Source organism: Pseudomonas sp. SWRI68 (assembly GCF_014269165.1).
Classification (GTDB): Bacteria; Pseudomonadota; Gammaproteobacteria; order Pseudomonadales; family Pseudomonadaceae; genus Aquipseudomonas; species Aquipseudomonas capeferrum.
Genome location: NZ_JABWRU010000001.1, coordinates 58,453 through 84,966, shown reverse-complemented (window position 1 = coordinate 84,966; position 26,514 = coordinate 58,453). Strand labels below are relative to the sequence as shown.

Annotated in this window: 26 protein-coding genes and 1 tRNA gene; 13 read left to right on the top strand and 14 right to left on the bottom strand. The window is 63.7% G+C overall.

What is annotated here, in order from left to right; translation table 11 throughout:
• Nucleotides 1-10: 10 nt before the first annotated feature.
• A complete protein-coding gene (locus HU770_RS00405) occupies nt 11-916 on the bottom strand; it encodes a TIGR01777 family oxidoreductase (RefSeq protein ID WP_033701313.1) in 906 nt (301 codons plus the stop codon).
• Between the two features lie 186 nt (nt 917-1,102).
• Between HU770_RS00405 and HU770_RS00400 the strand changes: the two genes are divergently transcribed.
• From HU770_RS00400 to HU770_RS00380, 5 genes are all read left to right on the top strand, one after another.
• A complete protein-coding gene (locus HU770_RS00400) occupies nt 1,103-2,089 on the top strand; it encodes an NAD(P)/FAD-dependent oxidoreductase (RefSeq protein WP_186662873.1) in 987 nt (328 codons plus the stop codon).
• Between the two features lie 106 nt (nt 2,090-2,195).
• Nucleotides 2,196-3,164 carry a DUF523 and DUF1722 domain-containing protein gene (locus tag HU770_RS00395; protein ID WP_186660263.1) on the top strand — a complete coding sequence of 323 codons (969 nt, stop codon included), beginning with the start codon at nt 2,196-2,198 and terminating at the stop codon, nt 3,162-3,164.
• A complete protein-coding gene (locus HU770_RS00390) occupies nt 3,154-4,053 on the top strand; it encodes a MerR family transcriptional regulator (RefSeq protein ID WP_186662872.1) in 900 nt (299 codons plus the stop codon). The genes HU770_RS00395 and HU770_RS00390 overlap by 11 nt, the downstream gene beginning before the upstream one ends.
• Complete coding sequence (phrB, locus tag HU770_RS00385) at nt 4,044-5,471, top strand: deoxyribodipyrimidine photo-lyase (RefSeq protein ID WP_186662871.1); 1,428 nt, start codon at nt 4,044-4,046, stop codon at nt 5,469-5,471. Before HU770_RS00390 ends, phrB begins: the two co-directional genes overlap by 10 nt.
• Before the next feature lie 11 nt (nt 5,472-5,482).
• Entirely contained in the window at nt 5,483-6,181 is a 699-nt protein-coding gene (locus HU770_RS00380; protein ID WP_186662870.1) for an SDR family NAD(P)-dependent oxidoreductase, read from the top strand.
• 68 nt (nt 6,182-6,249) lie between these two features.
• Here HU770_RS00380 and HU770_RS00375 read toward each other — a convergent pair whose 3' ends face one another.
• The 6 genes from HU770_RS00375 to hemA form a co-directional block, all read right to left on the bottom strand.
• Nucleotides 6,250-6,768 carry an acyloxyacyl hydrolase gene (locus tag HU770_RS00375; RefSeq protein ID WP_033701321.1) on the bottom strand — a complete coding sequence of 173 codons (519 nt, stop codon included), beginning with the start codon at nt 6,766-6,768 and terminating at the stop codon, nt 6,250-6,252.
• 106 nt (nt 6,769-6,874) lie between these two features.
• On the bottom strand, nt 6,875-7,672 hold the full coding sequence (gene murI, locus HU770_RS00370; protein WP_186660271.1) for a glutamate racemase: 798 nt from the start codon (nt 7,670-7,672) through the stop codon (nt 6,875-6,877).
• Nucleotides 7,665-8,420: a molybdopterin-synthase adenylyltransferase MoeB gene (locus tag HU770_RS00365; protein WP_033701323.1), complete on the bottom strand. Its 756-nt coding sequence runs from the start codon at nt 8,418-8,420 to the stop codon at nt 7,665-7,667. Before HU770_RS00365 ends, murI begins: the two co-directional genes overlap by 8 nt.
• Complete coding sequence (prmC, locus tag HU770_RS00360; protein WP_186662869.1) at nt 8,414-9,244, bottom strand: peptide chain release factor N(5)-glutamine methyltransferase; 831 nt, start codon at nt 9,242-9,244, stop codon at nt 8,414-8,416. The genes HU770_RS00365 and prmC overlap by 7 nt, the downstream gene beginning before the upstream one ends.
• Complete coding sequence (gene prfA / locus HU770_RS00355) at nt 9,244-10,326, bottom strand: peptide chain release factor 1 (protein ID WP_186660275.1); 1,083 nt, start codon at nt 10,324-10,326, stop codon at nt 9,244-9,246. The genes prmC and prfA overlap by 1 nt, the downstream gene beginning before the upstream one ends.
• Nucleotides 10,323-11,600 carry a glutamyl-tRNA reductase gene (hemA, locus tag HU770_RS00350; RefSeq protein WP_033701328.1) on the bottom strand — a complete coding sequence of 426 codons (1,278 nt, stop codon included), beginning with the start codon at nt 11,598-11,600 and terminating at the stop codon, nt 10,323-10,325. Before hemA ends, prfA begins: the two co-directional genes overlap by 4 nt.
• 333 nt (nt 11,601-11,933) lie before the next feature.
• Between hemA and HU770_RS00345 the strand changes: the two genes are divergently transcribed.
• From HU770_RS00345 to ychF, 8 genes are all read left to right on the top strand, one after another.
• Nucleotides 11,934-13,655, top strand: coding sequence for a tetratricopeptide repeat protein (locus tag HU770_RS00345; protein WP_156310538.1), 1,722 nt, complete (start codon nt 11,934-11,936; stop codon nt 13,653-13,655).
• Nucleotides 13,656-13,659: 4 nt separating this feature from the next.
• A complete protein-coding gene (gene lolB, locus HU770_RS00340) occupies nt 13,660-14,277 on the top strand; it encodes a lipoprotein insertase outer membrane protein LolB (RefSeq protein ID WP_033701330.1) in 618 nt (205 codons plus the stop codon).
• A 3-nt stretch (nt 14,278-14,280) separates the two neighbouring features.
• Complete coding sequence (gene ispE / locus HU770_RS00335) at nt 14,281-15,141, top strand: 4-(cytidine 5'-diphospho)-2-C-methyl-D-erythritol kinase (RefSeq protein WP_033701331.1); 861 nt, start codon at nt 14,281-14,283, stop codon at nt 15,139-15,141.
• 19 nt (nt 15,142-15,160) lie between these two features.
• A tRNA-Gln gene (locus HU770_RS00330) sits at nt 15,161-15,235 on the top strand.
• 47 nt (nt 15,236-15,282) lie between these two features.
• Complete coding sequence (locus tag HU770_RS00325) at nt 15,283-16,224, top strand: ribose-phosphate pyrophosphokinase (protein ID WP_003247410.1); 942 nt, start codon at nt 15,283-15,285, stop codon at nt 16,222-16,224.
• Between the two features lie 118 nt (nt 16,225-16,342).
• On the top strand, nt 16,343-16,936 hold the full coding sequence (locus HU770_RS00320) for a 50S ribosomal protein L25/general stress protein Ctc (RefSeq protein WP_033701332.1): 594 nt from the start codon (nt 16,343-16,345) through the stop codon (nt 16,934-16,936).
• 79 nt (nt 16,937-17,015) lie between these two features.
• A complete protein-coding gene (gene pth, locus HU770_RS00315; RefSeq protein ID WP_008099045.1) occupies nt 17,016-17,600 on the top strand; it encodes an aminoacyl-tRNA hydrolase in 585 nt (194 codons plus the stop codon).
• Between the two features lie 21 nt (nt 17,601-17,621).
• A complete protein-coding gene (gene ychF, locus HU770_RS00310) occupies nt 17,622-18,722 on the top strand; it encodes a redox-regulated ATPase YchF (protein ID WP_033701333.1) in 1,101 nt (366 codons plus the stop codon).
• A gap of 79 nt (nt 18,723-18,801) precedes the next feature.
• On the opposite strand, the gene HU770_RS00305 is transcribed toward ychF, so the two are convergent.
• The 7 genes from HU770_RS00305 to ycaC form a co-directional block, all read right to left on the bottom strand.
• Nucleotides 18,802-19,818: a DUF2955 domain-containing protein gene (locus tag HU770_RS00305; RefSeq protein WP_047582777.1), complete on the bottom strand. Its 1,017-nt coding sequence runs from the start codon at nt 19,816-19,818 to the stop codon at nt 18,802-18,804.
• Nucleotides 19,808-20,905 (bottom strand): HlyD family secretion protein, encoded by a 1,098-nt coding sequence (locus HU770_RS00300; RefSeq protein WP_033701336.1) that lies wholly within the window; start codon nt 20,903-20,905, stop codon nt 19,808-19,810. The genes HU770_RS00305 and HU770_RS00300 overlap by 11 nt, the downstream gene beginning before the upstream one ends.
• Nucleotides 20,902-22,422 carry a TolC family protein gene (locus tag HU770_RS00295; protein ID WP_186660279.1) on the bottom strand — a complete coding sequence of 507 codons (1,521 nt, stop codon included), beginning with the start codon at nt 22,420-22,422 and terminating at the stop codon, nt 20,902-20,904. The genes HU770_RS00300 and HU770_RS00295 overlap by 4 nt, the downstream gene beginning before the upstream one ends.
• A 13-nt stretch (nt 22,423-22,435) precedes the next feature.
• Entirely contained in the window at nt 22,436-23,533 is a 1,098-nt protein-coding gene (locus tag HU770_RS00290) for an AI-2E family transporter (protein WP_186662868.1), read from the bottom strand.
• A gap of 39 nt (nt 23,534-23,572) precedes the next feature.
• The gene (locus HU770_RS00285; protein ID WP_186660283.1) at nt 23,573-24,769 is read right to left on the bottom strand and encodes a monovalent cation:proton antiporter-2 (CPA2) family protein; all 1,197 of its coding nucleotides are present in this window, start codon (nt 24,767-24,769) and stop codon (nt 23,573-23,575) included.
• 35 nt (nt 24,770-24,804) lie between these two features.
• Nucleotides 24,805-25,623 carry a polyphosphate kinase 2 gene (ppk2, locus tag HU770_RS00280; RefSeq protein WP_033701341.1) on the bottom strand — a complete coding sequence of 273 codons (819 nt, stop codon included), beginning with the start codon at nt 25,621-25,623 and terminating at the stop codon, nt 24,805-24,807.
• Nucleotides 25,624-25,735: 112 nt separating this feature from the next.
• A complete protein-coding gene (gene ycaC / locus HU770_RS00275) occupies nt 25,736-26,356 on the bottom strand; it encodes an isochorismate family cysteine hydrolase YcaC (RefSeq protein ID WP_033701343.1) in 621 nt (206 codons plus the stop codon).
• Nucleotides 26,357-26,514: the final 158 nt, after the last annotated feature.

Below are 26,514 nucleotides of genomic sequence, written 5' to 3'. Positions count from 1 at the left end.
GCGTCCTATGTCAGAGGCGGCTGGACAAGTCGTCCAGGGCCGATTGCAGATCATTGAAACGGAAGGTGAACCCTGCCGCCAGCAAGCGCACCGGGCGCGCCCGCTGGCCACCGAGCAACAGCGTCGACAGCTCGCCAAGGCCGGCCTTGAGCAACAGCGCAGGCACGGGCAGCACGGCCGGCCGGTGCATGGCCCGGCCCAGGCGCTTGGCGAACTCGCGGTTGCGCACAGGCTCTGGGGCGCAGGCATTATAAGGACCGCTGGCGTCCTTGTGCTGCAAGAGAAAATCAATCAGGGCGACCTGGTCGTCTATATGGACCCACGGCATCCACTGCCGGCCATCGCCCAACGGCCCGCCCAGCCCCAGTTTGAAGGGCAGGCGCAGGCGCGACAAAAAGCCGCCATCGCTGGCCAGCACCAGCCCCGTTCGCACCAGCACCACCCGGATGCCTTGTGCCTGCGAACGCTGGGCGGTTTCTTCCCAGGCGATGCACAACTGGCTGGCAAAATCTTCGCGTACCGGCTGCGATACCTCGGTCAGTTCGCGCTCACCGCCATCCCCGTACCAACCCACCGCAGACCCGGAGATCAGCACCTCCGGGCGCTGCTCGCGGCTGCCCAGCCAAGCCAGCAACTGCTCGGTCAGGGTGACCCGGCTGGCCCACAGCAGGTTACGCCGGGCGCCGGTCCAAGGCCGATCGGCAATCGGCGCGCCGGCCAAGTTGATGACCGCATCCAACTGATCATCCGCCTGCAGTTCTTCCAGCCGGGCGATGCCGCGCACCTGGCTACCGCACAGTTTGGGTACCTGATCAGGCCGGCGGCTCCAAACCGTAAGGCGATGGCCCTGGCCGAGCCAGAGCTGGCACAGGTGCCGGCCTATCAAACCGGTGCCGCCTGTCAGCAATATATGCATGGCTGTGTCCTCGCAGAATGCGGCAGTGGTCTATTTTTAGAACAAGGCACTTTTTTGACCCGACGCTCTCGGATAAACATAGGCCAACCTGCTCTATAAAGCGGAATAACCTTATACAAAATTTGTGCATTGTACAGGTTTGCCTGACAGCGTAGTCTGCTCACAGCAAGGTTTGAAGAGGCCATCATGACAGTACCTATTGCCATCATCGGTGCCGGTATCGCCGGTCTGTCCGCCGCCCAGGCGCTGCAAAAGGCCGGGCAATCCGTGCATTTGTTCGACAAAGGCCACGGCAGTGGCGGGCGCATGGCCAGCAAGCGCAGCGACGCTGGCGCGCTGGACCTCGGCGCCCAGTATTTCACTGCCCGTGACCGGCGTTTCGTCGATCAGGTCCAGCAATGGGTGGCTGCGGGTTGGGCCGAGCAATGGAAGCCGCAACTGTACAACTACCGCGACGGCGAACTCACACCCTCCCCGGATGAGCAGACTCGCTGGGTAGGCGTGCCGCGCATGAGTGCCATCACCCGCGGCATGCTCAAGGATGTGACGGTCAACTTTGGCTGCCGCATCGCTGAAGTATTCCGCGGCAAGCAGTACTGGCACCTGCAAGACACCGAAGGCTGCAGCCACGGCCCGTTCAGCCGCGTGGTGATCGCGGTGCCTGCGCCGCAGGCAACGCCGTTACTGGCCTCGACGCCCAAACTGGCTGCCGTGGCCGCTGGCGTGCAGATGGAGCCTACCTGGGCCGTCGCCCTGGGCTTCCAGACGCCACTGGACACCCCCATGCAAGGTTGCTTCGTGCAGGACAACCCGCTCGACTGGCTGGCCCGCAACCGCAGCAAGCCCGGGCGTGACGAGCACCTCGACACCTGGGTGCTGCATGCCACGTCGAGCTGGAGCCGGCAGCATATCGACCTGCCCAAGGAAGAGGTGATCGAGCAGTTATGGGGCGAATTCGCCGAACTGGTCGGCTGCGTGGTGCCGGCACCCACCTTCTCCCTCGCCCACCGCTGGCTGTATGCACGCCCCACCAGCCACCATGAGTGGGGCGCGTTGGCCGATGCCGATCAGGGCCTGTACGCCTGCGGCGACTGGTGTTTGTCCGGCCGCGTCGAGGGGGCTTGGCTGAGTGGCCAGGAAGCCGCTCGCCGGCTGCTGGAGCATCTCGACTGAACGGGCGCTGAGCCTGTACAAAAAAATCAGTTTGCATAACGCCAAGGCTGTGCTGGAATAAACTTGTACAAAATAGATATCGCGTACAAGTTTACCGGAGACAGCCATGCAATCCCCTTCCGCTCACTGCAAGCCTCGCATCGCCATCAGCGCCTGCCTGACCGGGCACAGTGTGCGCTACAACGGTGGGCACAAGGCATCCGACTTGTGCCGCGCGCAACTTGAAGCGCACTTCGAATGGCTGCCGGTTTGCCCCGAGGTCGCTATCGGCCTCGGTGTACCGCGCGACCCTATTCGCCTGGTAGGCAACCCGGAGCAGCCGGAAGTGGTCGGTACCCGCAACCCCGGCATGGACCTCACCGGCCCGCTGCGCACCTATGGCGAGCAGATGGCCGGCGAGCTCGACGATATCTGCGGCTATATCTTCATGCAGAAGTCACCTTCGTGCGGGTTGGAGCGGGTCAAGGTCTACCAGGATAACGGCCACCCTGCGTTGCATAGCGGACGTGGTGTGTATGCCCAGGCCTTCTGCAACCTTCGCCCGGACCTGCCGGTGGAGGAGGAAGGCCGCCTGCATGACGCAGTGCTACGCGAAAACTTCATCAGCCGCGTATACGCCTATGCCGATTGGCAGCGCCTGCTGGCCGAAGGCTTGAGCCGCGGCGCCCTGGTGCGGTTTCACTCGCGCTACAAGTACCTGCTGATGGCCAACAACCCCCATGCCTACCGCACCCTGGGGCGACTACTGGGCAGCATGAGCCGGGATGACGACCCGCAGCAGGTCGGCCCACACTATTTCAGCCAGCTGATGCAGGCCCTGCGCCGCTGCGCCAGCCGTGGCACGCACTGCAACGTACTGCAGCACCTGAGCGGTTACTTCAAAGATGCCCTGACCCAGCAGGACAAGGCCGAACTGCAAGCCATCATCAGCCAGTACCAACAGGGCGTGGTGCCGCTGGTGGTGCCGCTGACGCTGCTCAAGCACCACCTGCGCAAGCACCCCGACCCTTACCTGATGCAGCAGGCCTACCTGCAGCCACACCCCGAAAGCCTAGGATTGCGCAATGCCGTCTGAGGCCCTGCTAGCGATCGGCGAACTCGCCCGCCGCACCGGCGTCAACCCAGTCACCCTACGGGCCTGGGAGCGCCGTTACGGCCTGCTCAAGCCACAGCGCACCGCAAAAGGGCATCGCTTGTATTCCAACGAGCAGGTCGAACGGGTCGAAGCGATCCTGGCCTGGCTGCAGCGCGGCGCATCGGTGGGGCAGGTGCGCGAGCTGCTCGATAAACCGGCCAGCACCGCCCCACACAGCAACTGGCAGGCGCGACAGACGCAGTTGATCGAGGCTATCGCCAACCTCTCGCAGCGGGCACTTGACCAGCAACTCAACCAGGCCATGGCGCTGTACCCCGCCATTACCCTGTGCGAGCAATTGCTGCTACCCCTGCTCGACAGCCTGGACCTGCGCTGGCGCAACTATTTCAATGCACGGCTTGAGCAAGTGTTCTTCCACAGCTGGCTGCGCAGCAAACTCGGCGCCCGGGTGTATCACGACAACCAGCTGCTACAGGGTGCGCCAGTGCTGCTGGCCGAAGACAGCGAACGCGCCTTCGACCCTGAGCTGTGGCTGTGCGCCTGGCTGCTCAGCAGCAACGGCATCCCCGTCGAGGTGCTTGAACAGCCGGTGGGTGGCCCGCAACTGCAACGGGCCATCGCCGCGCTGCAACCGCGCGCCCTGTTGCTGCACCTGGGGCCACGCATCGACATCAAGGCCTTGCAGCGCACGCTGCAGGGTACGCCGGGGGCAAAACTGCTGGGCGGCGCCACGCTCGCCCTGCATGAAGCCCAACTGAACGCCCTCGACCTCCCCGACCTGCTCCTGTTCGATACCCCGCAGGCGGCATTGCGCTTGCTTCAAGGCAATGACCGCCGGCCTGTAGAGATGAATGCACCATGCAATTGATCTGGCTGCGCAGCGACCTGCGCATCGACGACAACACCGCCTTGAGCGCCGCCTGTGAGCGCGGCCCGACCGTCGCCCTGTGGCTGCTCAGCCCCGGCCAATGGCAGGCTCACGACGACGCCGCCTGCAAAGTAGACTTCTGGCTGCGCAACCTGCGCGCGCTGCGCCAGGCACTGGGCACACTCAACATCCCGCTGCTGATCCGCTCAATTGACAGGTGGGATCAGGCATCCGATGCAATAATATCAGTATGCCATCAGCATCGGATAGATAGCGTGCACTGGAACGACGAGTACGGCATCAACGAACAGCGCCGCGACCAGGCTGTGCGGGCGCGGCTGGAGCAATCAGGCGTGCAGGCGCACAGCTACCTCGACCAGCTGTTCTTCCGCCCTGGCACCCTCCTTACCCGCAGTGGTGACTACTTCCAGGTCTTCAGCCAATTCAAGAAACGCTGCCTGGAGCATCTGCACCGCAGCCTCCCCGCGCTGGCCCCACGGCTAAAGCCCCAGGCGCCTCTGGCGATCGCCAGCGACCCGCTACCTGAGCATGTGCTGGGCTTCGACCCAGTACCGCGTGCCTTGCGCGATGGCTGGCCAGCGGGCGAAGCCGAAGCGCAAGCACGGCTGTCGCGTTTTCTCGAAGAGCGGGTGGAAGACTACCAACACCAGCGCGACCTCCCGGCCAAGCCCGGCACCAGCGAGCTCTCCGCCTACCTGGCCGCCGGGGTGATTTCGCCCCGGCAATGCCTGCACGGGGCCTTGGCCAGCAACCGTGGCGAGTTCGACAGCGGCAGCACCGGCATCCAGACCTGGGTCAACGAGTTGCTTTGGCGGGAGTTCTACAAGCACATCCTGGTGGGTTATCCACAGGTATCCCGTCACCGCGCTTTCCGTGCCCAGACCGAAGCCCTGCCCTGGCGTGATGCACCTGAAGACCTCGCGGCCTGGGAACAGGGGCGCACCGGTTTTCCGATCATCGATGCCGCCATGCGCCAGTTGCTGCACACCGGCTGGATGCACAACCGCCTGCGCATGATCGTCGCCATGTTCCTCAGCAAGAACCTGCTGATCGACTGGCGCAAAGGCGAGCGACATTTCATGCGTCACCTGATAGACGGCGACCTGGCAGCCAACAACGGCGGCTGGCAGTGGAGCGCATCTACCGGCACCGACGCCGTGCCCTATTTCCGCATCTTCAACCCGGTTTCGCAGTCTCAGCGCTTCGATCCGCAGGGGCGCTTCATTCGTCACTGGGTACCGGAACTGCAGGCGCTGGATGATAAAGCCATTCATCAGCCAGTTAAGGCTGTGGATCTTTTTGCTACCCATTCGTATCACAATCCAATAGTCGATCTCGGCAGCAGTCGCCAGCGCGCATTAGAAGCCTTCAAAGGCCTTCCGCGTCGGCAGCATTAAGGGGCAGTATCGTGAATAGAGCTCGCAGTGTCTGGGTGACAGGGGCCACTAATGGATTAGGGCTGGCATTGGTACAACAGTTGCTCGAACAGGGGCACCGGGTAGCCGCAAGTGGCAGGGAGTGTGAAGCACTGGACACGCTGGGCGAACGCTACGGCACGCAATTGCTGCGCCTGCCGGGCCAGTTGCAGGCGCTGGATCAGGTCGAGGCAGCCAGCAAGCTGCTATTGGGCAACTGGGGGTCGCTGGACTGCCTGATCATCAATGCCGGCACCGGTGAGTATGTGGCCGAGGCCATACCTGATGCCGAGCTGTTCGAGGCCATCGCCGCCAGCAACCTGCTGGCCAGCGAACAATGCCTGGCCAGTGCCTTGCCGCTGCTGACCAAGGGTGAAGCGCCTCAGGTAATGGCGATCCTCAATCGCTATTCAGCCTCGCAGCTGTTTGCGCCCACACAGGTTTCCAGCGGTTTCAACAGCACCGCGCAGTGGTTTCGCGAGCAACGCCAGGTACTGGGTCAACTGCAGATCAGCCTGACGGTGGTGGCGCCGCAATCATTGAAGACCCCCGTGACACCGGCGCAGGCTATGCCGGAGATGTGGACAGCGCAGAGCGCTGCCGAAGAACTGCTGCGGCGACTGCCGCTTCGAGAACCTGAACTGGTGCTGGAGACGCTGGACCCTAGCAGTTTGTGGCCGCTGCCGCGCTGACCCAAGGGTTGGCAAGGTGCTACCGCAGTGGGAGCGGCTCACCCGCTCCCACTGCCCAAGCAGGTGGGTTACAACGCCATACGGTAATGCAGGCTGTAGCTTTCCACACCATCGTTGGGCTGCTTGATACCGGCGTTGGAATAGTGGATGGCGCGCACGCCAATTTCATGCCCACCGGCAAAGCGCAAGCCGAAACCGATCCGGTCCTCGAACTGGAACGCCGAGCCTAGCTCGTTGCTTTCAAGCTCGGTGCTGGAGAAGGCCGCGACACCGATGCCCGCCTCGATGTAAGGCTTCACTGATTCCCCGGCAAACTCATAGACGAACACTGGCGCAAACGACAAGCTGTGGTTGCTCGCCGTCTCGTCACCCTGCCAATAGGTGTAAGCCCCATCCCAATAACCGGTGAGACGACCAACGCTGGTCTGCCACCAGCTCGCCTCCCAGTTCGACTGCAACCCCAGCCGATAGACCATGGTAGAGTCACCGGTCTGCCCCACCGAAAATGAAACATCGGCAGCCTGCGCCGACACCACTTGCCCCAAAGTTAAGGCGGCAACCGCCGCCAAGCCGAGCAGTTTCCTCATAAGAAACATCCTTCTTCCTGATGCTGTTGTTAGTGTTCGCCTCTTGCCAGGCAAATCGGTAGAAATCGGCAGTGGTACGATAGTTCAGCTGCTTTTGACGTTTTTTTCACAACGCAAAGCTTTGCACACTGTCGGACTTATGCCACAGCAACGGTAGGATTTTTCTCAGAGTTTGCGGGTCGGCACTGGTCCAGAAGCGGGTATCCAGCGCCGGGCCCTCGGCCAGCAGGTCGTTGGCGTGCAACAGCCGTTGCAGCTGGCGCGCCACGGCGGCGCCGGTATCGATGATGGCCACGTCTGCCGGCACCATGTCGGCCAGCAAGGGGCGCAGGAATGGGTAATGGGTGCAGCCAAGAATCAGCGTATCGCAGCCGGCATCCAGCAGTGGCTGCACAAACCCGAGCAGCAACTGGCGCAACGCGGGGCTGCCCAGGTCGCCGGTTTCAATCAGCTCTACCAGCCCTGGGCAAGGCTGGGTGACCACCCGTACATCGCTGGCGAAGCGGTCGAGCAATGCCGCGAACTTGGCGCTCTGCAAAGTCCCGGTAGTGGCCAGCACCCCGACCACACCGGAGCGGGTGGCGGCGGCTGCAGGCTTTACCGCAGGCTCCATACCCACCAGCGGCCAGACCGGGTACAGCTCACGCAGGTCGGCAACCGCCGCCACCGTGGCGGTATTGCAGGCCAGGACCATGGCCTTGGCGCCTTGCTGCTGGAAGAACTCGGCAATGCGTCGGCAGCGCTGGCGGATGTAATCCGCCGACTTCTCACCGTAGGGCACGTGACCGCAATCGGCCACATACAGCAGGGTTTCGTTGGGCAGCAGGCGCTGGATCTCGGCAAGCACCGACAAACCGCCGACCCCCGAATCCATCACGCCAATCGGCGCCGAACGCTCAGCCATCGCGCTTGCCGCAGACAGCGCAGGCCGGGTCGCGCTTGACCCGCAGTTCACGTATGCGCGTGCCGAGGGCATCGATCAGCAGCAGGCGGCCCACCAGTGGCTCGCCGAACCCAGCCAGCAGCTTCATGGCTTCCAGCGCCTGCAGGCTACCTACCAGCCCCACCAGCGGGCCGATCACGCCGGCTTCGCTGCAGGTCAGTTCATCCTCGCTGCCATGGCCATACAGGCAGTGGTAACACGGGCTGTAGTCACGCCGTGGGTCGAACACCGAAAGCTGGCCCTCGAGGCGGATCGCCGCCCCACTGACCAACGGCTTGCCAGCAGCGACGCAGGCGGCATTGACCGCCTCGCGCGTGGAAAAGTTGTCGGAGCAGTCCAGCACCAGGTCGACCGCAGCCACCGCTGCGGCCAGCGAATCTTCGTCCAGCGCCTGGCGGTGAGCGACCAGGCTGATCTCCGGGTTGATCGCCCCCAGGCGCTGCAGCGCCGAGTCCACCTTGCTCATGCCGACGCTGTCGCTGTCGTGCATCACCTGGCGTTGCAGATTGGTCAGGTCGACGGTGTCGAAATCTGCCAGGTGCAACTCGCCCACCCCCGCCGCAGCCAGGTACAGCGCCACAGGTGAGCCCAGCCCACCGAGGCCGACGATCAGCGCCTTGCTCTGCTTGAGGCGCAACTGGCCGTCGATATCGATCTGCGCCAGCAGCACTTGCCGGCTGTAGCGCAACAGTTCCTGATCACTCAGCATGGCAGGCGCCCCAGGGTAATGCGTTCATGGCTGCCCAGGTCGATGCGGCTGGCAACCTCGGCAAAGCCTTGTTCAGTCAGCAAGGCGCGCACCGCCGCTGCCTGATCATAACCATGCTCCAACAGCAACCAGCCGCCTGGCAGCAAGTGCTGCGGCGCCTGGGCAATGATCACGCGCAGGTCGTCCAGGCCATCGGCACCTGCCACCAGTGCGCTGCTGGGTTCGAAACGCACATCGCCAGCGGCCAGGTGGGGGTCTTCGCTGGCAATGTAGGGGGGGTTGCTGACAATCAGGTCGAAACGCTCATCGCCGAGCTGGTCAAACCAGTGGCTGACGCGCACCTGCACATTGCCCAGCCCCAGGCGCTGGCGGTTGCGCTCGGCCAGCGCGGCGGCCTCCTCGACACGGTCCACCGCCATCACCTGCCAGGCCGGGCGGTCGCCGGCCAGGGCCAAGGCAATGGCCCCGGTGCCGGTGCCCAGGTCGAGCACCTTGGCAGGTGTCGCAGGCTGAAGCTCCAGGGCGGTCTCGACCAGCAGCTCGGTGTCCGGGCGCGGGATGAGCGTATGCGGTGCCACTTCCAGGTCGATCTTCCAGAACCCCTGCTGCCCAAGGATATACGCCACCGGCTCACCGCTGCGGCGGCGCTGCAGGTAACCGGCATAAGTGTCGGCCGCTTCGCTGCTGACGATGCGCTCGGGCCAGGTATGCAGGTAGCTGCGCGACTTGCCGATGGCCGCAGCCAACAACAGTTCGGCGTCCAGCCGCTCGGTGGGCGATTCGGGCAACTGCGCATTGCGCAGCAAGCTGGCGATGATGGTCATCAGTCCCCCAGGGCGGCCAGTTGATCGGCCTGGTACTCGGCCAACAGCGGTTCGATCACGGCGTCGACGCCACCGGCAAGGATGTCGTCCAGCGAATACAAGGTCAGGTTGATGCGGTGATCGGTTACCCGGCCCTGTGGATAATTGTAGGTGCGGATACGCTCGGAGCGGTCACCGGAGCCCACCAGCAGCTTGCGCTCACTGGCGATGGCATTCTGCGCGGCGCTGGTCTGCATGTCGTTGAGCTTGGCCGACAGCCAGGACATGGCACGGGCACGGTTCTTGTGCTGCGAGCGTTCTTCCTGGCACTCGACCACGATACCGGTGGGCAAGTGAGTAATGCGAACCGCCGAGTCGGTCTTGTTGATGTGCTGGCCACCGGCCCCGGAAGCGCGGTAGGTGTCCACGCGCAAGTCGGCCGGGTTGATCTCGATCACCGCCTGCTCATCGGGCTCGGGCAGCACGGCCACGGTACAAGCGGAGGTGTGGATGCGCCCCTGCGACTCGGTCTCGGGCACCCGTTGCACACGGTGCGCACCAGACTCGAACTTAAGCTTGCCGTAAACGTTTTCGCCTTCGACGCGGGCGATGATTTCCTTGTAGCCGCCGTGTTCGCCTTCGTTCTCGGACAAAATCTCCAGACGCCAGCCACGCTTTTCGGCGTAGCGCGAATACATGCGGAACAGGTCACCCGAGAAGATCGCCGCCTCGTCACCACCGGTGCCAGCGCGGATTTCGAGGAACACGTTACGCCCGTCGTTGGGGTCCTTGGGCAGCAGCATGCGTTGCAGCTGCGCCTCCATCGCCAGCAGTTGCTCCTTGGCTTCGCGCACTTCCTCCACGGCCATTTCGCGCATATCCGGATCGCTGTCCTTGAGCAGCGCCTGGGCACCTTCAAGGTCGTCCTGGACTTTGCGCCATGCCTGATAGGCCGTGTGAACCGGCTCGACCTCGGCGTATTCGCGGGAATAAGCACGGAAACGCGTCTGGTCGCTGATGACCTCAGCGTCACCGAGCAGTGCGGTCAGTTCTTCGAAGCGGTCCTGGAGAATATCCAGTTTGTTCAGCAGCGACGCTTTCATTGCAGGGATTTGTCCGTCGAGCCCTCGTTGAGGGCAAAGAGTTCCTGGGCCATGGCCAGCGCATCGAGGCGGCCCTCGGCCGAGAGCTTTTTCAACTGCACGCTGGGCGCATGCAGAAGTTTGTTGGTCAGGCCCCGGGCCAGTTGGGCCAGCACGTCCTCGGGGTTGCCGCCGTTGGCCAGCAGGCGCTGGGCTTTTTGCAGCTCTTCGTCGCGCAGGCGCTCGCTTTGCTGGCGGTAGGCCTTGAGCACGTCCACCGCAGCCAGTTCGCGCAGGCGCACCATGAAGTCTTCGGCGCCCACCGACACCAGCTCTTCGGCAGCCTGGGCCGCACCCTGGCGGCTCTTGAGGTTTTCTGCGACTACGTCGTGCAGGTCATCGACGGTATACAGGTAGACGTCGTCGAGCTCGCCCACTTCGGGTTCGATATCACGCGGCACGGCGATGTCGACCATGAAAATCGGCTTGTGCCGGCGTTGTTTCAGCGCGCTCTCGACCGCGCCCTTGCCAAGGATCGGCAACTGGCTGGCGGTGGAGCTGATGACGATGTCACTGTTGGCCAGTTCCTGGGGGATGTCGGCCAGCAGCACGGCATGTGCGCCGAACTGCTCGGCCAGCGTGCTGGCACGCTCCAGGGTACGGTTGGCCACCACGATCCGGCGCACACCTTGCTCATGCAGGTGGCGGGCGACCAGGGTGATGGTCTCGCCGGCCCCGATCAGCAGGGCCTGGCTGCGGCCCAGGTCACTGAAGATCTGCCGCGCCAGGCTCACCGCGGCGAACGCCACCGAAACCGGGTTTTCGCCGATCGCGGTGTCGGTGCGCACCTGTTTGGCGGCACTGAAGGTGGCCTGGAACAGGCGCCCGAGCAGTGGGCCAACGGTACCGGCCTCACGCGCCACGGCGTAGGCGGACTTCATCTGGCCGAGGATCTGCGGCTCGCCGAGCACCAGCGAATCGAGGCCAGAGGCCACGCGCATCATGTGCCGCACCGCATCGTGCTCTTCATGGATGTAGGCGCTGGCGCGCAGTTCATCCAGGCTCAGCCGGTGGTAATCGGCCAGCCACAGCAGTACGGCCTCGGCAGACAGGTGGTCCTGCTCTATATAAAGCTCGCTACGGTTGCAGGTCGACAGGATCGCCGCTTCACGGCTGGCGGTCAGTCGGCAGAGCTGTTGCAGGGCGTCCACCAGCTGCTCTGGGGTAAACGCCACGCGCTCGCGTACGTCTACCGAGGCAGTCTTATGGTTGATACCAAGTGCAAGAAAGGCCATGCAAGGTCGCTGGTTGTGACGAGAAGCCGATAATTGTCCTCTTTCGCAGGTTTTAGAACAACCACCGTTCGCTATTGTCGTGTAGGAGCGGCCTTGCGTCGCGAAAGGGCTGCGCAGCGGCCCCGGCATTATCTCTGACAAACCTGAAAACCTGGGGCCGCTACGCGCCCCTTTCGCAACCCAAGGCCGCCCCCAACAGGCCACCCCCACACAGGTGGCGGAACCTGGGCGCCCCTGCCATGGTCGCAGTTAAGCAAATGCTTCGCAGGTGGGTTTGCCCCCGCGCTTGTGTCATCATGCTCCGACCGCCGGTGAGTCCTTTTAAGCCTTTCTATGAACAGACACTACGCACTGCTGCTTGCCTTCGCCCTGCTCCAGGGTTGCCAGAGCCTGGCCCCGCAAAAAGCCGAGCCACCCGTTGCCGAGGCCGGCAAGGGCGAGGCCGAAAAACCCGTGGTGTACGGTTCGTTCAAGCAAGACACCCTATATAGCCTGTTGGTAGCGGAGCTGGCCGGCCAGCGCAACCGCTTCGACATCGCCCTGGCCAACTACGCCGACCAGGCCGAAAAAACCCAGGACCCTGGCGTTTCCGAACGCGCCTACCGCATCGCCGAGTACCTCGGCGCCGACGAGCCGGCCCTGGAAAACGCCTTGATCTGGGCCCGCAACGACCCGGACAATCTCGACGCCCAGCGCGCCGCCGCCATCCAGCTGGCCCGGGCCGGTCGCTACGACGATGCTATGGTCTACATGGAAAAAGTCCTGCAAGGCCAGGGCGATACCCATTTCGACTTCCTCGCCCTGTCGGCCGCCGAGACCGACCAGAGCACCCGCGACGGCTTGCTGCAGAGCTTCGAACGCCTGCTGGTCAAGTACCCGGAAAACAGCCAGCTGGTGTTCGGCAAGGCGCTCCTGCTGAACCAGGACGGCAAGGCCGAAGAAGCGCTCGAACTGCTCGAGGAGCACCCGCCGCAAAATGGCGAGATCGCCCCGATTCTGCTGCGTGCCCGCCTGCTGCAAGCGCTCGACCGCGGCAAAGAGGCGCTGCCCCTGCTGCGTGGCGCGATCCGCGACAACCCGGATGACAAACGCCTGCGCCTGACCTACGCCCGTACCCTGGTCGAGCAGGACCGCATCGCCGATGCCAAGGGGGAGTTCATCAGCCTGGTCCAGCAGTACCCCGAGGATGACGAGCTGCGCTACTCGCTGGCACTGGTATGCCTGGAAAACAAAGACTGGGATGAAGCCGAGGGCTACCTGCAGGAGCTGGTCGAACGCGACAGCAACGTCGACGCCGCCCACCTGAACCTGGGCCGCATCCGCGAGGAGCGCCACGACCCCGAAGGCGCCTTGCGCGAATACGCCCTGGTCGGCACCGGCCCCGACTACCTGCCGGCGCAGCTGCGCCAGGCCGACATCCTGATTGCCAACGGCCGCGGCACCGAGGCTTCGCGCCTGCTCGCCGAAGCCCGCGAAGCCCAGCCGGACTACGCCATCCAGCTGTACCTGATCGAATCGGAAAGCTACAGCAACAACAACAAGGACGCCCAGGCCAACCAGGTGCTGCAACAAGGCATCCAGCGTTACCCGGACGACCTCAACCTGCTGTATACCCGCGCCATGCTGGCCGAAAAGCGTGATGACCTGCCGCAGATGGAGAAAGACCTGCGCGCCATCATCGACCGCGAGCCGGAAAACGCCATGGCCCTGAACGCCCTGGGTTACACCCTGGCCGACCGCACCACCCGCTACGCCGAGGCCAAGGCGCTGATCGACAAGGCCCACCAGCTCACCCCGGATGACCCGGCGGTGCTCGACAGCCTGGGCTGGGTCGCCTACCGCCAGGGCAACCTGGACGAAGCCGAAGGCTACCTGCGCCAGGCCCTGGAACGCTTCCCCGACCACGAAGTGGCTGCGCACCTGGGCGAAGTCCTGTGGGCCAACGGTAAGCGCCGCGAAGCCCGCCAGGTCTGGGCCAAGGCCTTCGAAGCCCAGCCCGACAGCCCCATCCTGCGCAAGACCGTACTGCGCCTGACCGGATCAGAGACCCTTTAACGCCATGTTCCTGCGCCATTGCATCACCTTCACCCTGATCGCCCTGCTCGCGGGCTGTGCCGGCTTCGGTAGCCGTGAAGCCCTGCAGGGCCATGGCGACCCGCAGCAGTGGCGCCAGCACAAAGCGCAACTCAGCACCCTCGACGGCTGGCAGATCAGCGGCAAGGTCGGCATCCGCGCCCCGCGCGATTCCGGCAGCGGCACGCTGTTCTGGTTGCAGCGCCAGGACTACTACGACATCCGCCTGGCCGGGCCATTGGGCCGTGGCGCTGCCCGCCTGACCGGCCGCCCCGGCGGCGTGGTGCTGGAAGTGGCCAACCAGGGCCGCTACGAAGCCACCAGCCCGGAAGCACTGCTGGAAGAACAACTGGGCTGGCAACTGCCGGTTTCGCATCTGGTCTGGTGGGTACGCGGCCTGCCCGCGCCCGACAGCAAGAGCCAGCTGACCCTGGACGGCGACAGCCGCCTGGCCAGCCTGCAACAGGATGGCTGGCAGGTGCAGTACCTGAGCTATACCGAGCAGAACGGCTACTGGTTGCCCGAGCGCCTGAAACTGCACGGCAAGGACCTCGACGTGACGTTGGTGGTCAAGGACTGGCAGCCGCGCCAGCTGGGGCACTGATCGATGACCACCCTTACCCTGCCCGCCCCGGCCAAGCTCAACCTGTGGCTGCACATCATCGGCCGCCGCCCGGACGGTTACCACGAGCTGGAAACCGTCTTCCAGTTTCTCGACCATGGCGACGAGCTGAGCTTCGCCCTGCGTGAAGACGGCGTGATCCGCCTGCACACCGAAATCGAGGCGGTGCCCCACGACAGCAACCTGATCGTGCGTGCCGCGCGCAAATTGCAGGAACAATCCGGCACCCGCCTTGGCGCCGACATCTGGCTGACCAAGGTCTTGCCCATGGGCGGTGGCATCGGCGGCGGCAGCTCGGACGCCGCGACCACGCTGCTGGCGCTGGCGCACTTGTGGCAGCTGGACTGGGATGAAGATCGCCTGGCCGGCCTGGGCCTGACCCTCGGTGCCGACGTGCCGGTGTTCGTGCGCGGCCACGCGGCGTTCGCCCAGGGTGTGGGCGAGCAACTGACCCCGGTCGACCCGATCGAGCCCTGGTATGTCGTGCTGGTGCCGCAAGTGTCTGTCAGTACTGTAGAAATTTTTTCACATCCGCAGTTGACACGTGATTCCCTCCCCCTTAAGATGCGCCCCGTTCCCGAGGGAAACAGTCGAAATGACTGCCAACCGGTGGTAGAGCAGAGTTACCCAGAAGTTCGCAATGCGTTGAATTCACTGGGCAAATTCACTGAAGCTCGATTAACCGGCACTGGAAGTTGTGTGTTTGGGGCCTTCCCAAGCAAAGCCGAAGCTGATAAAGTTCTGGCCCTTCTTTCAGCGACCCAAACAGGGTTTGTGGCGAAAGGAAGCAATGTTTCGATGTTGCATCGCAAGCTGCAAAGTCTGGTCAAGAAGTCGAGTGCCTAGCGCTCGCAGCAACAGATACAGGGGCGTCGCCAAGCGGTAAGGCAGCAGGTTTTGATCCTGCCATGCGTTGGTTCGAATCCAGCCGCCCCTGCCATTTTCCTATACTCATCCAGGTATACCCTCAGCCTTCAGGTACTGCGCGTGTCCAAGATGATGGTCTTTACGGGGAACGCTAACCCCGATCTGGCTCGGCGTGTCGTACGTCAGCTGCATATCCCTCTCGGTGACGTCTCTGTCGGTAAATTCTCCGACGGCGAGATCAGCACTGAGATCAATGAAAATGTCCGCGGTAAAGACGTCTTCATTATTCAGCCGACCTGTGCCCCGACCAACGATAACCTGATGGAACTGGTAGTGATGGCCGACGCCTTCCGCCGCTCCTCAGCATCCCGAATCACCGCCGTGATTCCTTACTTCGGATACGCCCGCCAGGACCGCCGTCCGCGTTCGGCACGTGTAGCCATCAGCGCCAAAGTTGTCGCTGACATGCTCACTGTCGTGGGTATCGACCGTGTACTCACCGTCGACCTGCACGCTGACCAGATCCAGGGTTTCTTCGATATCCCAGTCGACAACATCTACGGCTCGCCCGTATTGGTCGACGATATCGAAGACCAGCGTTTCGAGAACCTGATGATCGTCTCCCCGGACATCGGTGGTGTCGTGCGCGCACGTGCCGTCGCCAAGTCCCTGGGTGTCGATCTGGGTATCATCGACAAACGCCGCGAGAAGGCTAACCACTCCGAGGTGATGCACATCATCGGCGACGTCGAAGGGCGCACTTGCATCCTGGTAGACGACATGGTCGACACCGCCGGCACCCTGTGCCACGCGGCCAAAGCCCTGAAAGAACACGGCGCTGCCAAGGTTTACGCCTATTGCACGCACCCTGTCCTGTCGGGCCGCGCGATCGAGAACATCGAGAAGTCGGTACTGGACGAGCTGGTGGTGACCAACACCGTTCCGCTGTCCGCCGCTGCTCAAGCCTGTGACCGTATCCGCCAGCTGGATATCGCACCGGTTGTCGCTGAAGCGGTACGCCGCATCAGCAACGAAGAATCGATCAGCGCGATGTTCCGCTAAGCGGAACACGTGTTGATGTGAAGCGCCCCGCCCCAGCATTTGTTGGGGCGGGGCTTTTTTGCCATTCCCGTTGGCGCTGGTCGCAAACGCCCTCGGGAGGCTATTTTGGAGAAACAAAATGACTGATTTCACGCTGAACGCCAAAGTGCGTACTGACCTGGGGAAAGGTGCGAGCCGCCGCCTGCGTCACTCGCTGAGCATCCCTGCCGTTGTCTACGGTGGCGATAAAGAAGCGCAATCCCTGACCATCGTGTCGAAGGAAATCGCCAAGCTGTTCGAAAACGAAGCTGCCTACAGCCACGTGATCGAGCTGAACGTTGACGGCGCCAAGCAAAACGTCATCGTCAAGGCCATGCAGCGTCACCCAGCCAAGCAATTCATCATGCACGCTGACTTCGTTCGCGTCGTTGCTGGCCAGAAGCTGACTGCCAAGGTTCCGGTTCACTTCATCGGCGAAGAAGCGCCGATCAAGAAAGGCGGCGAGATCTCCCACGTTGTTTCCGAGATCGAAGTTTCCTGCGAAGCCAAAGACCTGCCTGAGTTCATCGAAGTTGACCTGGCTAACGCTGAAGTCGGCACCATCATCCACCTGTCGGACCTGAAAGCTCCGAAAGGCGTAGAGTTCGTCGCTCTGGCCCATGGTGATGACAAGGCTGTTGCCAACGTTCACGCGCCACGCGTTGCTCCAGAAGCAGAAGGCGCTGCCGAGTAATCCACTCGCACGCCGGTGTTGATCGGGTTACAGTGCCGCGCGCGCTGTAACCCACCAACTCCAAGGAAGAGCCCCTGACGTGACCGCCATCCAGTTGATCGTTGGCCTGGGTAACCCCGGCCCCGAATACGAACAGACCCGGCATAACGCAGGGGCTCTTTTCGTTGAACGCATTGCCAGCGCCCAGCGCGTCTCGCTGACCGCTGACCGCAAGTATTTCGGCCTGACGGCTAAATTCAGCCATCAGGGCAACGACGTTCGTCTGCTCATCCCCACCACCTACATGAACCGTAGCGGCCAGTCCGTGGCGGCCTTGGCCAATTTCTTCCGCATCAAGCCGGAAGCGATTCTGGTGGCGCATGACGAACTCGACCTGCCTCCGGGCGTCGCCAAGCTTAAACGCGGCGGCGGCCATGGCGGGCACAACGGCCTGCGCGACATCATCGCGCAGCTCGGCAACCAGAACGACTTCCACCGCCTGCGGCTTGGCATCGGCCACCCGGGTGACGCCAAACTGGTCTCCAACTTCGTCCTGGGCCGCGCGCCGCGCGCCGAGCAGGAGAAGCTCGACGCCAGCATCGATTTTGCCCTCGGCGTGCTGCCAGATGTCCTCGCTGGCGATTTCGCCAAGGCGATGCGCGAGCTGCACAGCCAGAAGGCCTGATTTCCTAGAGAGGGAATACCCATGGGTTTCAATTGCGGCATCGTCGGCCTGCCCAACGTCGGCAAGTCCACCCTGTTCAACGCCTTGACCAAGTCCGGCATCGCGGCGGAGAACTTCCCTTTCTGCACCATCGAGCCGAACAGCGGCATCGTGCCGATGCCCGACGCGCGTCTGGCTGCCCTGGCAGAGATCGTCAAGCCTAACCGCATCCTGCCGACCACCATGGAATTCGTCGACATCGCCGGCCTGGTGGCAGGCGCGTCGAAAGGTGAAGGCCTGGGCAACAAGTTCCTCGCCAACATCCGCGAGACCGACGCCATCGCCCACGTGGTGCGCTGCTTCGAAGACGAGAACGTGATCCACGTTTCCAACAGCGTCGACCCCAAGCGTGACATCGAGATCATCGACCTCGAACTGATCTTCGCCGACCTCGACAGCTGCGAGAAGCAACTGCAGAAGGTTGCCCGCAATGCCAAGGGTGGCGACAAGGAAGCCCTGGCGCAAAAGGCCATCCTGGAAAAGCTGATCCCGCACTTCACTGAAGGCAAGCCTGCACGCAGCCTGATGAAGCACATGGCTGACGACGAAAAGGCCGTCATCCGTGGCTTCCACCTGCTGACCAGCAAGCCGGTGATGTACATCGCCAACGTCGCTGAAGACGGCTTCGACAACAACCCGCACCTGGACGTGGTCAAGGCCATCGCCGAGGAAGAAGGCGCGGTCGTGGTACCGGTGTGCAACAAGATCGAAGCCGAAATCGCCGAGCTGGACGACGGTGAAGAGAAGGACATGTTCCTCGAGGCCCTGGGCCTGGAAGAGCCTGGCCTGAACCGCGTGATCCGCGCCGGTTACGAGCTGCTGAACCTGCAGACCTATTTCACTGCCGGCGTGCAGGAAGTACGCGCCTGGACCGTCCGCATTGGCGCCACCGCGCCACAGGCTGCTGGCGTGATCCACACCGACTTCGAAAAAGGCTTCATCCGCGCTGAAGTAGTGGCGTATGACGACTTCATCCAGTTCAAGGGTGAAAGTGGCGCCAAGGAAGCCGGCAAGTGGCGTTTGGAAGGTAAGGACTACATCGTCAAAGACGGCGATGTGATGCACTTCCGCTTCAACGTCTGACGCTCAGCGTTTGCCTGTCAACAAAAGCCTCCGTATGGGGGCTTTTGTATTTGTGTTGTCCCGTTCGCCCCTATCCCCCTCAGTGCGCCCACTGCCGCGCCCTGCGCCTGTCGATCCAGATCAGCAAGACGCTGGCATACACCGAGACAGCCAAGAACAGCGCCATGCGCACCGCAAAGGCCCGGTACACGTCCTGCCCTGCCGCGCTGTCCTGCACCGACTGCCCCAGCAGAATCAGCATCGTGGTCAGGCAACTGACCCAGTAAGCAGGGCCGTGCCGCGTCGCCACCGCCCGGTAGAGCCGCCGGGCCTGCCAGAGGGTGAACAGCAACACCCATAGAAAAAACATCCACAGGTGCACGAACAGGCTCAAGGCACTCCACAGCAGGATCGCCAGCAGCCCGGCTAGCAGGGTCGAACCAATCAGCTCTCGGCTGGCATTGCGGGCATGGGTTTCGCCGGCCTGCTGGCCCAGGCTCACCGACTTCATGATCAGCGGCATGAATGCATCCGGGGCAATCAGCGCCAGCAAGAACGCCGGCATGACAATCAGCGTGGCACGCAGCGCAACCCAACTGGCGCGCGCGCTGGGGAGCGGTGGCGGGGACGGTTGCGCGGGGGCATCGACAGGTTCGGGAAACAGTACATGCGCCAGCGCCGTGCCCAGCGCCGCCAACAGCATGCCTTTGGCTAACGCCTCGACCACCGACAGCGCCAAGGTGAAATCATGGGTGCCGGCTGCGGCGATCATGGTCAGGCCGATCACCAGCAGGTTGGCCACCAGGCCATTGCCGCCCTTGAGCGCGTAACGCAGCACCAGAAACACCCCAACGCCGACCAACAGCACCCCACTCACCGGGGCATGGCGCAGCAGTGGAATCAGCAACAAGCCACTGCCACAACTGAGCAGCACCAGCACCGCCAACGCCGGTGCCGCGCGCAACGGCAGCGGCTGGCTGCGGGTGGCCAACAGCAGCACCGCAAACACCGGGGCCAGGATCGGCACGGGCAGGCCGATGCCGAAGCTGACCGCCAGGCACAGCGCCACGCCCCAGGCCAGGCGTAGCGCCCGCAGGCGCCGCCACTCAATAGGCATACGACAGCCAGCTCATCAGCCACATGAACACGCGGCCCAGCACGTTCAGCGGGTTGCCCTCGCTGGGCAGCGCCATGACTTCGGCCTGGCCGCCGACCCGCAACCCGGTCTTGTCCTCCAGCTGGTCACGGTCCAGCTCGACGATCACCGGAAAACGCTGCGCCGAGCGCAGCCACTCGCGGCTGTTCTGCACGCTCGGCAGGGTACCCGGCGGGCTGCCCTGCCCCACGCTGACACCATACCCAATGCTGCGTATGCGCCCCTTCAGCACCACCCCCGGCAGCGCATCGAGCACCACCAGCACCGCTGTGCCGGAGCGCAGGCGGCCGAGGTTGTTTTCGGTCATGTCGGCGCTGATCCACACGTCATGGATCGCGATCAGGGTCATCATCGGGCTGCCGGCCGCCACATAATGGCCAACGTCTGTGCGCAGGTCAGTGATCAAACCGTTGGCATCGGCGCGCACCACGGTGCGGGCCAGATCCAGACGGGCCTTTTCAACATTCGCCGCAGCGCTGCGCAACTGGGCGTTGTCTGCCTGTGAACCGCCCTGCTGTTCACGTGCCCGCTCGACTTCGGCACGGGCCGCCGCCACCTGGCTGATGGCTTGGTCGCGCGTGGCCTGGGCCCCTTCCAGGCGGCGCACCGACACCGTGCCTGGGTCTTCCTCGATCAGTCGCTTGAGCCGCTCGGCATCCTGGCGCGCCTTGCGCTCGTTGGCCTGGGCCGCCAGCAACGCCGCCTTGGCCGAATCGATGCCGGCGGTGTTGGCGCCGATCTGCCTGCGCACGGTATCCAGGTCGGCCTCGGCGCGAGCCAGGGCAATGCGGTATTGCGCCGGGTCCAGCTCGAACAGCACCGCGCCTTGGCGTACCTCCTGGTTGTTGCCCACGGCCACGCGCTTCACCGGGCCGGCTACCTCGGCGCTCACCGGCACCACGTAGGCTTGCAGGCGGGCCTGCTGGGTGTAAGGCGTGAAACGGTCTGCCAGCAAGTACCAGAGCAGGCTTATGGCAATCAGCAGCAATACCCAGCGCATGCCACGATCAGGCGCTTGCGGGGGCGGTGTTTGCGGGGCGTCGCTCATTTCGGTTCACCGGGTTGCTGTGCGGTAGGGGGTGGCGCGTCCAGCAGGTCTCCCCAATCGGTGCGTTGCTGCATCTGTCGACGCGTGGCCGGGTCGACCGCTGCACGGCCTGGCTGCCAACCGCCGCCCAGGGCCTTGTACAAGGTCACCACGCTGCTGACGGCATTGCCGCGGCTGACCAGGTAACCGTCTTGTTGCTGCAGCAGCAGTTGCTGGGCATCGAGCACCCGCTGGAAGTCGGCAAAGCCTTCGCGGTATTGCGAGGTGGCCAGGCTCAGCGAGCGCTGCGCGGCTTGCGAGGCCTGGTCGCGAATACCCGCGCTCTGCAACGAGCGCACCAGGCCGCTGGCTGCATCGTCGGCCTCGCGGGCGGCTTCGCGCACGCCCTGCTGATACAGCTCGATTAGTTGCTGCAAGCGGGCATCCTCCACACGCACGGCGTTCTTGCGCCGGCCATAGTCGAACGGGTTCCAGATCAGGCCTGGGCCGGCGGCGAGGTCGAAACTGTCGGGCAGGTGGCTGGCCGTCACGAAGCTCCAGCCGATGCTGCCCAGCAGGCTCAGCTGTGGATAAAGGTCCGCTTCGGCCACGCCCACCAGCGCCGACTGCGCCGCGACGGCCTGCTCGGCGGCACGGATGTCCGGGCGTCGCAGCAACAAACGGGCGGGAACGTCTTGCAACAGTGCCCGGTCTGGCAGTGGTAACTGCCCGTAACGAGGTTGCAACTCCGGCAGCGGCCCCGGTGGCCGCCCAAGCAGCGAACACAACACGTTGCGCAAGGCATTGAGCTGGTTTTCGAACTCGGGGATGGTCGCCTGCGTCGCCAGGTACTGGGTGCGTGCCTGCTGCCAGTCGAGCTCATCATGCTCGCCATGGCGGAACAACCGCTCGGTGATCTCCAGGCTGCGCGCCTGGCGCTTGGCGTTTTCCTCGGCAATGGCCAGGCGCGCCTCGGCGGTACGCAAGGCAAAATAGGTGTCGGCCACCTGTGCACGCAACAACAGCATGGCATCGGCGTAGTTGGCCTCGGAGGCAAAGTACAGGGCATCGGCCGCCTCGATGGCACGGCTGAAGCGCCCCCAGAAGTCGATCTCCCAACCAATGTCGAAGCCCACGCTGGACTGCCAGAACACCGAATCACGGGCGTTGGCGGTACCGGACTGGTCCTGCTTGAGGTAGAGGCTTTGCGCGCGCAACTGCTGCAGTTGTGGATAACGCCCGGTCTGCACGATGGCCAGTTGCGCACGTGCCTCGGCGACGCGCAGCCCAGCCACGCGCAGGTTGGTGTTGTGCGCATCGGCTTGGGCGATCAGGGCATCCAGTGTCGGGTCGGCGAACACCGCCCACCACTGGCGAAAATCCGGCGCCGCGGCGCTACGGCTGGCCTGCTCCAGCAGCGGGGTGCTCCAGGTGTCCAGCCAGGGCGATTGCGCCGGCGGGTAGTCCGGACCGACCTGCGTACAGCCTGCCAGCAAAGCCACCAGGCCCAGTGCGCGGCGCCAGCGAGGTCCGGGCATGCCAGGCCCCGGCTCAAGCCGACGGTTCGGCAGGGTCTTCCGGCACCTGCAACGCCACCCACTGCCAGAACAGCACATAGGTCACGCCCAGAATCACCGGGCCGATGAACAGGCCAATGATGCCTTTGACCACCATGCCGCCCAGCGCACCGATCAGCACCACCGGCATCGGCACATCCACGCCGCGCCCCAGCAACAGCGGCTTGAGCACGTTGTCGGCAAGGCCGGCGACGAACGTGTAGATGGCAAACACGATGGTCGCGACGGTGAAGCCTTCGGCATGGAATACATAGGCGATGACCGGTAGCGTGATCAGCGTGGCCGGCGCCTGGGCGATGCCCAGCATAAGGATGGCGATTGCCAGGATCCCCGCGCCCGGCACACCCTTGACCACAAAACCTACGCCTATCAGCAGCATCTGGATGAAGGCGATGCCGATCACACCCTGGGCGACGGCGCGAATGGTGGCGGTGCACAGCCTTGCAATGGGCTTGCCGCGCGACTCACCGGAAACCCGAATGGCAATGCGCTGCGCCGCCACTTCGCCGCGCTCGCCGAAGGCCATGATCACCCCCGAGATGATGATCGCCGCGATGAACATCAAGAATGCCCCCCCGGCACTGGCAGCGGCGCCCAACAACACACGCCCGGCATCCTTGAGCTGCGGCATCACACTGTTGAGCACCCCGCTCAGGCTCTCGGAAGCCGCCAGCCACAAGGCATACACGCGCGGCCCGATCAGCGGCCAGGTGGCCACCGACTCCGAAGGCGTCGGCACGCTCCAGGCACCGCTTTTGAGCAGTGTCACCAAGCCGTCCACAGACTCGCTGATCGACACCACCACCAGGTAGATCGGCACCAGCAACACCACCAGCACCAAAAGCACCACCAGCGTTGCCGCATAGCCGTCCTTGAGCCCCGTGCCGCGTTTGATGCGCTGGTGCAGCGGGTACAGGGTCACCGCCAGGATCACCGCCCACAGCATCAATTCCAGAAAGGGCTGAAACACCTGGAAGGCGAAGATCACCAGGGCAGCCACCAGGCCTGCCTTGATCAATACATCGAGCAGGCCCCGCGACAGGGCACTGTCCAGCTTGAAACTCGGCTGCATGCTTCACCTCCGCACATTCATTTTGCCAACGGGTGCAGTTCAGTGGTCGGTTTGACGCTCAGGCGGGGACGCCTCAGCGTTGCTCAACTGCCGTGTCAGGCCCATCATCACCAGCGGTACCACGGCCATCGACAAGGTGATGGCCAGCACCAGCAGGTCGTGAACCTGCTGCTCCAATACCTGGTGCTCACGCGCCAGTTTGAACACCACGAAAGCAAACTCGCCGCCCGACGCCAGCACCACGCCCAGGCACAGCGCCTGAGCACGGTTCAACCCGCCGGCCGTGCGGCCCAGGGCAACCAACAGTGGCAGCTTGATGCCCACCAGCAGCAGCGTGAGCCCAAGCACGGCCAAGGGCATGCCGAACAACAGGCGCAAGTCTGCGCTCATGCCCACGCCGACAAAGAACAGCCCGAGCAGCAACCCTTTGAGCGGCTCGATCTGGGTTTCCAGTTCGTGGCGAAACGGCGACTCGGCCATCAATACGCCGGCCAGGAATGCGCCAAGGGCCATCGATATGCCTACATGCTCCATCACCCAGGCGGTGCCCAACACCACCAGCAACGCAGTAGCCGTGGACAGCTCCGGCAACCCGGAGCCGACTGTCCATTTGAAAATCGGGGTCATCAAGTAGCGGCCGCCGATAATGATCACACCGATGCCGAGCGCCACAGCCAGCAGCGGCCAGTTGCCTTCATCTGCATGGCTGACATCACCGCCAAGCAAGGGCACCACGGCAATCAGGGGGATGGCGGCGATGTCCTGGAACAGCAGAATCGCCACAGCCAGGCGGCCGTGGGGCTTGCCCAGGTCCTTGCGCTCGGCGAGCACCTGCAAGCCGAACGCCGTTGATGACAGCGCAAGCCCCAGCCCCAGCACAATGGCCGCCGGCTTCGACTGGCCAAATACCCCATAGGCGAGCAGGCCAAGTGCAGCGGCGGTCAGCCCGACCTGCAACGAGCCGATGCCGAACAGGGCGCGGCGCATGGTCCACAGGCGGCGGGGCGAGAGCTCAAGGCCGATCACGAACAGCAGCATCACCACGCCCATCTCCGACAGGCGGGCGACGTTGTCCGGGTTGCCCAGCAAGCCGAGCACCGAGGGGCCGATCAGGATGCCGGCCAGCAGATAGCCAGGCACTGCCCCCAGTTTCAAACGTTGCGCCAGTGGCACCAGAAGCACCACGGCCAGCAGGAACACCACCGTCGCCTGCAGCAGGCTGCCGTCATGTGGCATAGGATTTCATCCTTTAGGCTCCCCGCAAGAGGGAGTCAGAAGCGCTCTTCGACCACCTTGAACGGGTAGGCCACCGCCTTGTACTTGCCGACCTTGCCGCGCTTGGGCAACTTCACGACCTGGTCGCGGGTGATGTCCTTGTAGGGAATGCGAGTGAGCAGGTGGCTGATGATGTTCAGCCGCGCCCGCCGCTTGTCGTTGGAATGGGCCATGAACCAGGGTGCCCAGGAGGAATCCGAGGCGGCGAACATCGCGTCGCGCGCCTTGGTGTAATCATCCCAGCGGCTATACGACTTCAGGTCCATGGGTGACAGCTTCCACAGCTTGCGCCCATCGCTGATGCGGTCCTGCAGGCGGCGGGTCTGCTCTTCGGCGCTCACTTCCAGCCAGTACTTGATCAGGATGATCCCCGACTCGACCATCATCTTCTCGAACAGCGGCACCACCATGAGGAACTTGTCGGCTTGCTCATCGCTGCAAAAGCCCATCACCCGCTCGACGCCGGCGCGGTTGTACCAACTGCGGTCGAAGATCACCACTTCGCCCGCAGCGGGCAGATGGCCCAGGTAGCGTTGCACGTACATCTGCGACTTTTCCCGCTCGGTAGGTGCCGGCAGCGCCACCACACGGAACACTCGCGGGCTGACACGCTCGGTGAGGGCCTTGATGGTCCCACCCTTGCCCGCGCCGTCCCGGCCTTCAAAGACGATGCACACCTTCAGGCCCTTGGCCACGACCCATTCCTGCAGCTTCACCAACTCGACGTGAAGTTGCTTGAGTGCCTTCTCGTAGGCCTTGCCGCCCAACTTTTCCGGCTGTGCCTGTGGGGTCTTCTTCCTGGCTGACTTCGACATGGGTAGCTCCCGGCGGCGAATGAAGGTTCAGTATGGTCGATCCACGGGGGTTTGCCGCTTCGCTTGCTACCACAGCACCGCCCCCCTTTGGAGAGGGCGGACAATGGCCGGGTTATTTGGCCAGCTTGTTGTAACTGGTCATCAGGTTGCGGTAGTCGGGAATGTGGTTGGCGAACAACGTCCCCAGCCCTTCAACGTCGTTGCGCCAGTCGCGGTGCAGCTCGCAGGCGACACCGAACCAGGTCATCAGTTGCGCCCCGGCGGCCTCCATGCGGCGCCATGCCGAATCGCGGGTCAACTCGTTGAAGGTGCCAGAGGCGTCGGTGACGACGAAGACCTCGAAGCCCTCCTCAAGGGCCGACAGTGCCGGGAACGCCACGCACACTTCGGTCACCACACCAGCGATCAGCAGTTGCTTCTTGCCCGTGGCCTTGACGGCCTTGACGAAGTCTTCGTTGTCCCAGGCGTTGATGTTGCCGGGGCGGGCAATGTAGGGGGCGTCGGGGAACTGCTCTTTGAGCTCGGGGACCAGCGGGCCATTGGGGCCGGTTTCGAAGCTGGTGGTGAGGATGGTCGGCAGCTTGAAGTACTTGGCCAGGTCCGACAGGGCCAGAACGTTGTTCTTGAAACGGTCCGGGTCGATATCCCGTACCAGCGAAAGCAGGCCGGTCTGGTGATCGACCAGCAGGACTGCGACGTTGTTCTTGTCCAGACGCGTGTATTGGAAGGCCATGGTGGAGCTCCTTGCATCAGCGGATAGGGAGTATCAGCGTAGGCAAGGATGAGCGACTGCGGTAACCGTCAGTCGGGTCCGTTCTTGAGATCGAGCGCCGCCCACGCGGCGCTCGATCTCATAGGCGCCAAAACAGCCAAGGCGAGCCCCCACCGCTC